The organism is Paenibacillus sp. J23TS9, assembly GCF_018403225.1.
In the GTDB taxonomy this organism is placed as follows: Bacteria; Bacillota; Bacilli; order Paenibacillales; family Paenibacillaceae; genus Paenibacillus_AQ.
In genome coordinates this window covers 1,236,808-1,249,269 of sequence record NZ_BOSG01000001.1, presented here as the reverse complement: position 1 = coordinate 1,249,269, position 12,462 = coordinate 1,236,808, and the positions used below count along the sequence as shown (strand labels likewise).

Annotated in this window: 13 protein-coding genes and 1 riboswitch; of the genes, 10 read left to right on the top strand and 3 right to left on the bottom strand. The window is 46.6% G+C overall.

Features of this window, described 5'->3' with window-relative positions; genetic code table 11:
• The first annotated feature begins 109 nt into the window (after positions 1 to 109).
• From KJS65_RS06055 to KJS65_RS06045, 3 genes are all read left to right on the top strand, one after another.
• On the top strand, positions 110 to 691 hold the full coding sequence (locus KJS65_RS06055) for a fatty acid metabolism transcriptional regulator FadR (protein ID WP_213649010.1): 582 nt from the start codon (positions 110 to 112) through the stop codon (positions 689 to 691).
• 34 nt (positions 692 to 725) lie between these two features.
• The gene (locus tag KJS65_RS06050) at positions 726 to 1,493 is read left to right on the top strand and encodes an electron transfer flavoprotein subunit beta/FixA family protein (protein WP_213649009.1); all 768 of its coding nucleotides are present in this window, start codon (positions 726 to 728) and stop codon (positions 1,491 to 1,493) included.
• A 111-nt stretch (positions 1,494 to 1,604) separates the two neighbouring features.
• Entirely contained in the window at positions 1,605 to 2,582 is a 978-nt protein-coding gene (locus KJS65_RS06045; protein WP_213649008.1) for an electron transfer flavoprotein subunit alpha/FixB family protein, read from the top strand.
• A gap of 191 nt (positions 2,583 to 2,773) precedes the next feature.
• Here the strand turns inward: KJS65_RS06045 and KJS65_RS06040 are convergent, their stop codons facing one another.
• On the bottom strand, positions 2,774 to 3,592 hold the full coding sequence (locus KJS65_RS06040) for a Cof-type HAD-IIB family hydrolase (protein ID WP_213649007.1): 819 nt from the start codon (positions 3,590 to 3,592) through the stop codon (positions 2,774 to 2,776).
• A 398-nt stretch (positions 3,593 to 3,990) separates the two neighbouring features.
• Here KJS65_RS06040 and KJS65_RS06035 point away from each other — a divergent pair, with 398 nt between their 5' ends.
• From KJS65_RS06035 to KJS65_RS06010, 6 genes are all read left to right on the top strand, one after another.
• Complete coding sequence (locus KJS65_RS06035) at positions 3,991 to 4,632, top strand: FMN-dependent NADH-azoreductase (RefSeq protein WP_213649006.1); 642 nt, start codon at positions 3,991 to 3,993, stop codon at positions 4,630 to 4,632.
• A 209-nt stretch (positions 4,633 to 4,841) separates the two neighbouring features.
• Positions 4,842 to 4,885, top strand: a riboswitch (PreQ1 riboswitch).
• Between the two features lie 125 nt (positions 4,886 to 5,010).
• Positions 5,011 to 5,679: a 7-cyano-7-deazaguanine synthase QueC gene (gene queC / locus KJS65_RS06030; RefSeq protein WP_213649005.1), complete on the top strand. Its 669-nt coding sequence runs from the start codon at positions 5,011 to 5,013 to the stop codon at positions 5,677 to 5,679.
• Positions 5,676 to 6,167 carry a 6-carboxytetrahydropterin synthase QueD gene (gene queD, locus KJS65_RS06025; RefSeq protein ID WP_213649004.1) on the top strand — a complete coding sequence of 164 codons (492 nt, stop codon included), beginning with the start codon at positions 5,676 to 5,678 and terminating at the stop codon, positions 6,165 to 6,167. The genes queC and queD overlap by 4 nt, the downstream gene beginning before the upstream one ends.
• Positions 6,164 to 6,922 carry a 7-carboxy-7-deazaguanine synthase QueE gene (queE, locus tag KJS65_RS06020; protein ID WP_213649003.1) on the top strand — a complete coding sequence of 253 codons (759 nt, stop codon included), beginning with the start codon at positions 6,164 to 6,166 and terminating at the stop codon, positions 6,920 to 6,922. The genes queD and queE overlap by 4 nt, the downstream gene beginning before the upstream one ends.
• A gap of 31 nt (positions 6,923 to 6,953) precedes the next feature.
• Positions 6,954 to 7,451 carry a preQ(1) synthase gene (gene queF / locus KJS65_RS06015; protein WP_213649002.1) on the top strand — a complete coding sequence of 166 codons (498 nt, stop codon included), beginning with the start codon at positions 6,954 to 6,956 and terminating at the stop codon, positions 7,449 to 7,451.
• 159 nt (positions 7,452 to 7,610) lie between these two features.
• Positions 7,611 to 8,894, top strand: a complete 1,284-nt coding sequence (locus tag KJS65_RS06010) for a glycosyltransferase family 2 protein (RefSeq protein WP_213649001.1) — start codon at positions 7,611 to 7,613, stop codon at positions 8,892 to 8,894.
• A 27-nt stretch (positions 8,895 to 8,921) separates the two neighbouring features.
• Here KJS65_RS06010 and KJS65_RS06005 read toward each other — a convergent pair whose 3' ends face one another.
• Positions 8,922 to 9,122, bottom strand: a complete 201-nt coding sequence (locus tag KJS65_RS06005; protein ID WP_213649000.1) for a hypothetical protein — start codon at positions 9,120 to 9,122, stop codon at positions 8,922 to 8,924.
• A 29-nt stretch (positions 9,123 to 9,151) separates the two neighbouring features.
• A complete protein-coding gene (locus tag KJS65_RS06000; protein ID WP_244864398.1) occupies positions 9,152 to 9,568 on the bottom strand; it encodes a hypothetical protein in 417 nt (138 codons plus the stop codon).
• A 466-nt stretch (positions 9,569 to 10,034) separates the two neighbouring features.
• On the opposite strand from KJS65_RS06000, the gene KJS65_RS05995 reads away from it, so the two are divergent.
• The gene (locus KJS65_RS05995) at positions 10,035 to 12,416 is read left to right on the top strand and encodes a glycosyltransferase (RefSeq protein WP_244864397.1); all 2,382 of its coding nucleotides are present in this window, start codon (positions 10,035 to 10,037) and stop codon (positions 12,414 to 12,416) included.
• Positions 12,417 to 12,462: the final 46 nt, after the last annotated feature.

The window sequence follows — 12,462 nt, the reverse complement described above, 5'->3', positions numbered from 1 at the left end:
CAACAAATCTTGTCTGTATCATTGACAATTAACATCGTTTACCATAAGATTAAGAAAAAATGAATGAGTGTTCATTCAGTTAATTGAATTCTATCACTGGGGTGGCTTGATGACAAGTAGAAAAATGGAAAAATATGAGTTAATTTTGGATGCAGCATTAAAAGTCATTGCGGAGAACGGGTTTCACGGCTCCCAGATTTCCAAAATCGCAAAGGAGGCTGGTGTAGCAGACGGTACCATATATCTATATTTTAAAAACAAGGAAGATATCCTTATTTCCCTGTTTCAGGAGCGGCTTGGAAATCTCGTCGCGATGTTCCATAGCAGCGTAAAGGAAACCAACTCGGCGGATGATGCGCTGCATAAGGTTTGTGAAATCCATTTTACAGAGCTGGAGAACAATGTGAACCTCGCGTATGTTACCCAGATTGAATTGAGGCAAAGCTCGCTGGAGCTTCGCAAGGCCATTGGTCTTGTAGTAAAGCCTTATATCCAGCTGATTGAGCATATTGTAGAAAGAGGCATGTCGGAGGGGTCCTTCCGCCAGAATCTCGATGTGAAGCTAACGCGGCTGCTGATTTTTGGCGCCATGGATGAGGTAGTCACCTCTTGGCTGATCTCGGACCGGAAGTATTCGCTATCCGGACAGGTCGACAAGACGGTTGAATTTTTCTTGAAAGGCCTGAAGTAATTTCCAATCCATTGAATTGAGAGGAGCTTGCCACATGAATATCTTTGTACTGCTGAAGCAAACCTTCGATACTGAGGAAAGAATCGTCATTAACAATGGAGAAATCTCCGATGACGGCGTGAAATATGTCATGAATCCTTACGACGAGTATGCTGTAGAGGAAGCACTGCTTCAAAGAGATCAGCATGGCGGCACCATTACCGTGGTTGGCGTGGGCCCAGACCGTACGGCAGAAGCTCTCCGGACAGCACTCGCGATGGGTGCGGACGAAGCTGTTCTGATCAGTAATGACGGCTTGGCGACCGACGAGTATACGGTTTCCCGGCTACTTGCGGCCTATCTTGGTCAACAGTCTTATGATCTAATTCTTGGCGGCAACTTCTCTGTGGATAGCGGCGGCGGACAGGTCGCGGTTAGACTGGCGCAGCTGCTGGATATTCCGCATACTTCCTCGATTACCAAGCTCGCAATTAACGGGCAACAAGCCGTGGTCGATCGTGACGCGGAAGGAGACACGGAAACCGTGGAAGTCTCCCTTCCTGCTGTCTTTACGGCGCAGCAAGGCCTAAATGAACCACGATACCCTTCCCTGCCTGGCATTATGAAAGCCAAGAAAAAACCCTTCCATCGGATGGCCATTGGCGATCTTGCCCTTAGCGTCAGTGATGCAGCAGCAAAAACCAAACGCATCTCCCTCTCCCTTCCTCCGAAGCGTGAGGCTGGACGTATCCTTCAAGGAGATCATGCTCAGCAAGCCGCTGAATTGGTGAATCTGCTTCGTACGGAAGCCAAGCTGATTTAACGAATGTTCTGGATTAGCTGCATGACGAAATGACATTCGAACGCCATATAATTTCATGGGTCTTCATGAGGACTTCGCGAGAGTCCTGACATATAAGGGAGGAATCTGGAAATGGGTAAAACGTATGTAGTAGTAGCTGAGGTTCGCGACGGAAGCTTGCGTCAGGTTACGTTGGAGGCGCTTCAGGCGGTATCGATCGCATGTCAAGAGGGTGACAGTACAGCCGCGGTTTTGATCGGATCACAAACCACTAAACTAGCTTCGGAGCTTGCTGGTTACGTGGATGGACAGATTTATTCAATTGACCATCCCGAGCTAGAAATATACAATCCAGAAACCTATTTGAATGTGATGAAAAGCGTCTTCGAACGTGTAACACCGGATGTGGTTATGCTTGGACATACCGCTCAGGGACGCGACTTGGGACCGGCGATCGCGGCGCATCTCGGTGCAGGTCAAATATCTGATGTGATAGCGATTGAGAAAGGCGATGCCGACGAGGTTATCTATACCCGTCCTCTGTACGCCGGCAAAGCTTTTGAGCAAAAGCAATTTACAGGTGGCGCTCAGGTTGTCACCATCCGCCCGAATAATATCAACCCAACTGAAGCTGCTGCTTCCGCGGGTGAAGTTGTAGAACTGGATTATGCTCCCTCCGCTTCTTTACGCTCCATTGTAAAAGATGTTGTCCGAAAAACTTCAGGTAAGGTTGATCTAACCGAAGCCAAAATCGTAATATCCGGCGGTCGCGGCGTTAAGAGCGCGGAAGGCTTCAAACCGCTTGAAGAGCTCGCAGATGTTCTTCATGGAGCCGTCGGCGCCTCCCGTGCTGCCTGCGATGCCGGATACTGCGACTATTCGATGCAGATTGGCCAAACCGGCAAAGTGGTAACTCCAGAAATCTATATCGCCTGCGGCATCAGCGGAGCGATTCAGCATTTGGCCGGCATGAGCCAATCCCGGGTCATCATTGCCATCAACAAGGATCCGGAAGCGCCGATCTTCAAAGTGGCGGATTACGGTATTGTTGGCGATCTGTTCGAAGTGGTTCCCCTGCTTACCCAGGAGTTCCGCAAGGTGCTTGTTTAAGACCATGACCAAAAAGGGACGCTCAAACGGAGCGTTCCTTTTTTGACTTACGGCATGCCAAGAATCCGCACTAAGAAACAAAGTAACGGCTCCCACAGCATGAATCGTAAAATGACAATGCATAACAGGAACCCAAAATAGGCCGGAATCTCCCTCTCTCGGATCATCCCGGCCTTGTCTGTTCAATTTGATTATGCTTGCTGGTAAGCAAGTACAAACTGCTCGATCACCTTCGCCACGCCATCATTCATATTAGTGTCCGTCACGTAATCGGCGGCATCCTTAATCTCTTCACGAGCATTTCCCATGGCTACGCCAAGTCCGGCAAACCGGATCATCGCCAAATCATTGAAACTGTCGCCCATAGCGATCACTTCCTCCTGCTGAATCCCCAGATGGCGAATGAGTTGGTGCAGGCTCGTCCCCTTGTCCACGCCCGCCTCCGTAAATTCAAGAAAAAATGGCTTCGAGCGCATCACGCTCAGTTCTCCAGCCAGTTCCACCTGAAGCTTTTCCTCTGCCTCAGCCACTTTTTCGGGTGCATCCACCATGAGCACCTTGACGACCGGCTCTTTCACTGCCTTAACGAAGCTGTCAACCTCGCGGATGCTCATACCCGTCAACCCCGATTCGATATCCGTGTATTCATTGCGATTTTCGGTAACGATATGATCTCCCAAGTACGTCAGCATGGACAGATCTTCCCGTTGACTGATCCCAAACAGCTTTTGCACCGTATCTACGGATAGCGTACTACTGAAAATTTCCTCTCCTGTAAGGCAGTTGATGATTTTAGCACCGTTAAAGGAAAGGATGAAGCTTCCGAATTTCTCCAGCTCCAGCTCTTTCGCAATTTCCTTCATGCCAAATGTAGGGCGGCCCGAGGCCAATACGACCTTAACGCCTTCCTTCTGAGCGTTCATGAGAGCTTCTTTCGTCCGCGGCGAAATGGTCTGGTCATCTTGAAGCAGCGTATCATCTAAATCGAGAACGATCATTTTGTATTTCATGTGTGTTACACCCTTTTCTATATGTCTAATGCAATTCTTGAATCTATGAATCTACTATATCACATCGGTGCAACAAGAAAACGCAGCATGCCACGCGGGTCTTTCTAGAAGCATTCGCAGAAGAGCAGTTGTCTGTCCCGTCATTCGTGGTTCTTTCTGGAGGTTCCTCCCTCCCTATCCCCGCTAAATTTTAAACATTTTGTGAAAATCTTTAAAACTCAATCTAGAAAGTTATTTATTTAGGGTTGCGGAATTTTCGAAAGTTGCTTACAATTCAACTATACAACATTCGTTGTTGTGTAAACTAACTAGAGCCGCAACACAAGAGATCATATAGCCAGTTTCTCACTTGGTTTTTCGCATCGCCTTTGTGTTCGACCATTGGAGGAAAATACAGCATGAACGTATTAGTCGTAAAGGCAAATAACCGGCCTGCAACAGAGGCCATATCAAGTAAAATGTACGAAACATTCATGGAAGCCGTTAAAGGCGCCGAAAACCTGAATGTAACGACATATGATGTGTTCGCCGAAGATACACCTTACTTTGGACAAGATCTGTTCAATGCATTCGGCAAATTGCAAAATGGCGGAGAATTGACCGACGTGGAAAACCGCATTTTGGCAGCCAAACAAAAAGCAATGGACGCTCTGACTGCAGCTGACGTTGTCGTATTCGCATTCCCTCTCTGGAACCTGACCATTCCGGCTAAACTTCAAACTTTCATCGATTATGTATATGCTGCAGGCTTTGCATTCAAATACGATGCTGAAGGCAACATGATTCAACTGATGACCGACAAGAAAGCGATCTTCCTGAACGCGCGCGGCGGGTTCTACTCCGCTCCGGAAGCTGCTCCAATGGAGATGGCTGTCAACTATATGCGCAACGTTTTCGCTGGTGTATTCGGTATGGAAATTATCGGCGAAGTTATTATCGAAGGACACAATGCACAGCGCGACAAAGCGGAAGCATTCATTCAAGAAGGACTCCGTCAGGTTACTGAGGTGGCCAACAAATTGGTGCTTCAGCACGCTTAATAACGGAACGCTGTTGAATAAATTTTAACAAGAACCCTTGAATCGTATGGCAAATGCCTTCGTTTCAAGGGTTTTCAAGTTAATAATAGGTAAATGAAATCTGTTTCCGAAAAAAACAGCAGGTATTCACTTCTTCCAAAGTTGTGTTATAATGAGCCCTGCGCCACAAAAGCGCCAATTGAAGAAAGTCCGGCTGCGGTTGATTCCGCCCGGGAGAGGTTCGCGAACTCCCTCTATAAAAAACTAAGACTGCCCTTTAAGGTCTATTTCCGATCGGGCTTGTTTTTTTACGGACAGTTCATGAACCCTCTCTCTTCGAAGGTAGAAGCGGATGTTTTCGCTTGTACAACACATTTTGAAGATGGAGAGGTTTTTTTTATGCTCAAAAACGAAAAAGCGGTTGTCGTATTCAGCGGCGGCCAAGACAGCACGACCTGCCTGTTCTGGGCAATGCAGCAGTTTGGTGAAGTTGAGACGGTTACGTTTGACTACGGTCAGCGCCACAGTCTTGAGATTGACTGCGCTAGAAGTATTTCGGAAGAACTTGGCGTGAAGAACACAGTGCTTGATATGAGTCTGCTCAATCAACTCGCTCCGAACGCGCTAACCCGCAGTGATATCGAAATTACCCAGGAGGAAGGCGAGCTTCCAAGCACATTTGTCGAAGGACGCAATCATTTATTTCTTAGTTTTGCAGCCGTTCTGGCTAAAGTTTCCGGTGCAAGGCATCTGGTCACAGGCGTTTGCGAGACGGATTTCAGCGGTTATCCGGATTGCCGGGATTCCTTCGTCAAATCGCTGAATGTCACTTTGAATTTGGCCATGGACTATAATTTTGTGATCCATACTCCGCTGATGTGGCTGGATAAAGCCGAAACCTGGGCTATGGCGCATGAACTGAACGCATTTGAATTCGTACGGGAACGTACTTTGACCTGTTATAACGGCATTATTGGTGACGGGTGCGGGGATTGTCCTTCCTGTGAGCTACGCCGTAAAGGTCTGGAATTATTCCTCCAAAATCATGCACTGGGTATCAACCGATGACCCGGACGCCAGGCGAATTCCGCATCGTTGAACATCTTCAGCAGCTGGGTACGGACATTCAAAAGACCGATTTGAAATACCGACATTACCGCGTTATGGTCAGCAAAGAATTCACCTTCGACGCCGCTCATCACCTGCATGCATATGAAGGCAAATGCAAAAATTTGCACGGCCATACCTATAAAGCTGTATTTGGCATCAGCGCTTATCCGAATGAGATTGGTATTGCAGCGGACTTTGGTCTGGTTAAAGACATATGGAAACAGCGGATTGAGCCTTACCTTGATCACCGTTATTTGAATGAGACGCTTCCTCCTATGAATACGACGGCAGAAAATATGGTGATTTGGCTATATGAGCAAATGGAATCGGCACTAGCCTCGGAGCCATTTGCAGATCTGATCGAGGCTGGGCGTACCGAATATGTGCGCTTGTATGAAACACCGACCAGTTATGCCGAGTTCCGCCGGGAGTGGGTGGAATCATGAATATGCTCAAGGCATCCATCAAGCCAATGCCAGCTATTCCGGTTCTGGAAATATTCGGACCCACGGTCCAAGGCGAAGGCATGGTCATCGGTCAAAAAACAATGTTTGTGCGTACTGCCGGCTGCGACTACCACTGCTCTTGGTGTGACTCCGCCTTTACCTGGGATGGAAGTGGCGTCAAGGATATTCAGAAAATGAATGCCGATGAAGTTTGGGCAGAACTGCAGCGTATAGGCGGAAACCGCTTTTCACATGTAACGATCTCGGGAGGAAATCCACTGCTTCTCCCCCAGCTCTCTTCGCTCGTATCGCTGCTGAAAGCTTCAGGCATACGGATGGCTGTGGAAACGCAAGGCTCCCGTTGGCAGGATTGGCTCGCGGATATTGAGGAAGTGACGGTATCCCCAAAACCACCGAGCTCTGGCATGACGACCGACTGGAATAAACTTGATGCGATTGTAAATCGCCTGAAGAATCGCCCGGCACCTTATGCCTATAGTTTAAAGGTCGTCATTTTCGATGATCAGGATCTGGATTACGCTAAAACCGTGCACAGCCGCTACCCCGCAGCACCGATGTATCTTCAGGTAGGAAACTCGGATGTGGCACGGATGGACAAGGAAAGCCATGCTGCTGAACTGCTCATGCAATACGAGGCGCTGATCGACAAGGTTGTGGTGTCCGAGGCGTTAAACAATGTGCGGGTACTACCGCAACTACATACGCTGGTATGGGGAAATAAACGCGGCGTCTAACGCCAACCACCAAAAGGAGGATTTTTCCGAGATGACAGGCAGACAACTTGAAGAAATGAAAGATCTAACGCTACTCGGCAATCAAGGGACTACGTATGTATTTCAATACGCACCCGAGGTGCTTGAGAGCTTTGACAATAAACATGCTTACCGCGATTATTTTGTGAAATTAAACTTTCCGGAATTTACGAGCCTATGTCCGATCACCGGCCAACCGGACTTCGCAACGCTGTATATCAGCTACATTCCGGATGTGAAGATGGTGGAGAGCAAATCTCTGAAACTCTATCTCTTCAGCTTCCGCAATCACGGCGATTTCCACGAGGACTGCATGAATATCATCATGAATGATCTGATCAAGCTGATGGAGCCACGGTACATTGAGGTGTGGGGCAAATTCACGCCGCGCGGCGGAATCTCCATCGATCCTTACTGCAACTACGGAAAACCCGGAACCAAGTTTGAACAGATGGCCGAGCAGCGTCTGATGAATCATGACTTGTATCCGGAGAAGATCGATAACCGGTAAGTCAAAGATTGGTTAGCCGTGTACATCAGAAAAAGCCGCAGAAATGCGGCTTTTTCTATTTGAATTAGGAAACTCTTCGTGTCACATAGGCAAATGCTGCATACCCTGTCATTGGGTAACACCTCATTCTATAGGCATTCAACGGAAGGGAGTAGCTATATGATTGCATTTATTATCACTAGAGGCAGCCAATTGAATGCGCTCCAAACCGAACTTTCTCTTCGGGACGCACTTCCCGAAATAACCCCCGTGCGGCTGCCAGTACTGGATACTGCTGCGAAATTAAACGATATTTTAGCAACCTATGATGAACCATTTTTTCTTACCTTTTATGCAGGCGATACCATTAAACCTGCTTTTAAAGAACAGCTTCAGCAATGGCAGACCGAAATGGTGCATGACTTGGCCGGGATCATTATTCAACCCCTTCCCGCAGTACACTTCGAAGAATCACAGAAGTTTGAATGCGTTGGCGCTATCTTATGGCGTACGGCTAACGTAATAGCAGAACCCAATAATGGTTTTACCGAACGAAGCCATCTCCCCTTTGATCTTTATGTACTTATAGATAAGCAATTTCAGCTTCTGAACTCTTACTCATGGCTATTTGTAACAACGGATACGATCGTACCATCAAAGGCTGACATCCTGCATTGGAAGAACAACGACATAGAGAAAAAAGAATTGATGCTCCTGCTTAAGAATCTTTACGCACAAGGAGATCACCAACAGGATAAAACACTAAATCCATTAATATCCATCGTTTTGTGTACGTATAATAATGCGAACTACTTGCCATGGGCTATCCGGTCCGTTCTCGCCCAATCTTATAAGAATTGGGAACTTATTATCGTTGACGACCGATCGACCGACGGAACCCAAGCGCTTCTAAACACACTTGAAAAAGACCCGCGGATTCAATGCTTGATCCAAGAACATAACCAAGGAAAAGCAGCATGCCTGAATAGAGCCCTAATGAAGATCAAGGGCAGCTGGCTGCTCGAGCTCGATGCTGACGACTGGCTGACTGTGGACTGCTTGCAGAAGCTTGCTGATGAAGCTTGCGGTATGGAACCCGTTGATGTAATCTATGCGGATCATCATGAATGGACAGAGCGCCTAAATGGACAGCTCATCTACCGGGGAGTCAATTCTCCACCCACCCTCACATATCAGGGTCTTCTTGAAAAAGGCTTAGCGATTGCTCCCCGAATGTTTCTCACCAAATCGCTTAAGGATGGTAACGGCTGGAACACTTCTGCACCTTGGAATGGAAGATTGTACGAGGATATTGAAATACTTGCCCGGTTTGCAAAAACAGAAACATTGCATTACATCCCTCTCCCACTATATAACCGGCGGATCCGCAGCAGCAGTATTACGCATATCCATACACAGGAATTCAAAAAGTGGAGTTCCTGGATGCTGGATCAGAACTTCTAAGCTTCTAAGTTTGATTCTGTTCATGTACTATGGAAGAATTCGGACGAAAGTAATATTATCGCTTATTGCGGTAACTTCCTGAGTCGTCGGTATATAGTTAGAGCTTACAAGCTGTACAGTGACCAGGCCATTAGAGACTGATGCCAATCTCCCCTGTAAAAATTGCCCCGGCTGAACGACTTCTGACATCCTGCCCATAAACGTATTCAAAGCTTCCAAGAAATTCATGGTCTTTATTCCTCCTCATTTTTTTAATATTAGAGTATTGACAATACACTCCGCAGCGGTATCAGAACAATACTTCCATCGGGTTCTCTGAGTTGAATAAAGTCATCCCCAACCAGGGTAAGTGTTCCGAAAACGGTACCCGCCGGGGTCTCAATAGTTATTTTCGAATTAACTTTTTTAATAAAAAAGGCTCTCGTACCTTGCTGGTTCTCAGTCATCAGCTCGACCTGATCCTGCAAAGAATTCACACGTGCGGACAAGCGGTTTACCCGGTATCTGAGCCTTCTTACTTGTTCAGCAAGTCTAGCTATGCTGCCTGCAAGTAATCTTTTAAGCTCGTTCAGCTTTCTTCTTAATGAACCTGTCTTCCCATGGGAAGATGGCTTCTTTTTACGAATAACTTGAACACAATTTGTATTGTTAAAAGTTTTTCTGCGCAGCTTCATGGATCTGCCTCCTTCGCTTGGTCATGAGTACAATATGATGTTTTCATACAAGCGGTAACCCCTGAGATACAAAGATAATCAATTTGCCTACCAAATTGAAAATAGGTATGGAAGAGCTTACGAATTATCATCCCTTTTATCCACTTGGAATGGTGATTTACCCACGCGGATATCCGGCAAGATACATATTTTGAACTAGACAATCGTTTAGGGAGGAGAATTCTGCTTGAATAGACCACGCAAAAGGCCCCGGAAGCCAATGATTAAATCAGCGTCTCCTTCGACTCTGAAGCATAAAAAAAGCAAAAGAACGGTTCCGAAGAAAACTCGGTATATCAAGCCACCACAAATGAATCCAGCATCCCCCATGAGTATTCCAACTCAGCCCCTGCCAAATCGTCATGTTATGGTTCCATTGAACGAAATTCCTGCTGCTGAGGTAGTTACGCCACAGGTGCGGTCTTATATGGAGGAACCTGGTATGTATGATGTCTTCCGTTTTCCAGTAATTGATTGGGATTTCAGATGGCAAAGACCGCAGCAGATCTCACAGCAGTTTGCCCAGCACGGACACCGTGTTTTTTATATAACTACCGGAGTAACGGCACTTCAGAAGAATGCGACTTATGAAGAAGTGGCCCACCATGTCAAAATCAAACGGATTGAGCCTAATATTTGGCTTGTTACTCTTTGTGCACACCAACGCCTTAATCTGTATAGAGACCAAATGAGCCAGGCTGATATTCAGTATTTAAGCTGGTCAATCGACTATGTCAGAGATCGGTTTCAGGTTCATCATCTAGTCTCGATCGTTGATCTTCCATTCTGGACTCCGCTCGTGACAGCCATGGAAAACCACAACCTTCTCTATGATTGCATGGACGAACACAATGGATTTTCAACCAATGAAAAGGCAGTACTCAGACAGGAAGAACAATTGGCCCGCAAGGCTAACCTGGTGCTCGCTTCATCCCAGCTGTTATACGATCGGATGCAAGCTCTTCATTCATCTACACTTTTGCTCCGAAATGCTGCTGATGTTTCCCATTTTTCCTCGCAGGCTGTCCCAGCCCCGGAACTCGATTCTGTTCAAGGTCCTGTCATTGGTTATTATGGAGCCATATCGGACTGGTTCGACATTCAGCTCGTCGAGAAGCTCGCCACGAAAAGACCTGAATGGACATTTATACTGATCGGTCATACGTTTGGCTGTGACACTTCGGCAGTCGAAAAGCTGCCCAACGTACTTCTTCTTGGTGAAAAACCTTATACCGAGCTTCCTTCATATCTGCAACGGTTTGATGTGGCTATCATTCCTTTCCTGCAAAATGAACTCACCCGGGCAACTAACCCGGTTAAGTTGTATGAATATCTGTCTGCAGGCAAGCCAGTCGTCTCCACTTATCTTCCGGAGCTTGAAATGGTTGCAGACGGGTTAACCTCCATAGCGCGAACACCTGAAGCTTTTGAAGATGCAATTGAATGGTCGCTTATGGAAAATAATCCGCAGCAAATGGAACTCAGACAACGGTATGCACACACCCATACTTGGGAGATGAGGTACCAGGAATTGCATCAAACCATACAGCGACAGCTGTTTCCCAAAGTAAGCATCGTCATCCTGACCTATAACAACTGGGCGTACACCCGGCAATGTCTTTTTAGCTTGCAGAAGCCTCATCGATACCCCAATCTGGAAATCATTATCATTGATAACGGTTCTACAGACGAAACACCGCATCATTTATCAGAACTCGATCCGGATCTGTTCCGAATCATTTATGCATCTTCCAATCTCGGATTTGCTGCAGGTAATTCATTGGGCTGTCGCAAAGCTACCGGCGACTATATCATTCTGTTGAACAATGATACCATCATCCCGGATGAGAGCTGGATCCAACGATTGATTGCACCTCTAGAGAAGAATCATGATATAGGAATGAGCGGTCCGATGTCCAATCATGTCGGCAATGATCAGGCCGTCGACCATTTTGTAGGAAATCCGGTTGATGGAGCACATCCGCAATGGCTGCATGATTTTTATCAATATTACAAAGGATCTTACCGGTATACGGAGCTGTTGGGCTTCTTCTGCGTCGCTATGAAACGAAGTGTTTTCGAAAAAATCGGTGGCTTGGACAGTAAATACGGTATAGGCATGTTTGAGGATGATGATTATTGCGAACGAGTGAAACGTGCGGGGTATAAGCTCTTGATTATTGAAGACGCCTTCGTCTATCACCACGGCAGCGCAACGATCAAGAAGCTGAAGCCCGATGAATACGATGCGCTATGGCAGAGGAACAAAGCTTATTACGAACAAAAATGGAATAAAATTTGGCAGCTCCCCAAACGTCCTGAAAACCTTTTTTTCGGTGCAGAAACAAATGAAGAGGTCTCCGGCAGACTAAAGAAGAATAATCAAAAGTGCATCCTTGTTCTTGGAGGCAGGGAATGGTCGAGGCGGAGCATCCGTTGGCAGCAGTTGATTAAGCAGTTAGCAGCGCATAAAGAATGGATTGTCATCATTCATCTGACCAAATATTATCATCATGATATTGTAGGCATACGCAAAGCCGGACCGCAGATGTACATGACTAACAGACTTGATTTGTTTAGCCTTGTCCCCTTCGAATATATTCTTTACTGCGGTGAAAATGAGGTCTTTCCGGATTTTCATACGCATCATAATGTGATAGACTCCCTCTCTTACCACGCACATCAGCTGGAGGATTTGAGAATGAGTATGAAGGACTATAGAATAGTTGAAGAGCGTCAGGCCCCTCTCTTGGTTCATCAGCTATTGGAGCCAAATCAGTCCCTGACAATGGAAGGAACACATTCATAAAATAAAAGGCCTTCGCATCCGGATGAGAATCATCTCCCTGATGCTG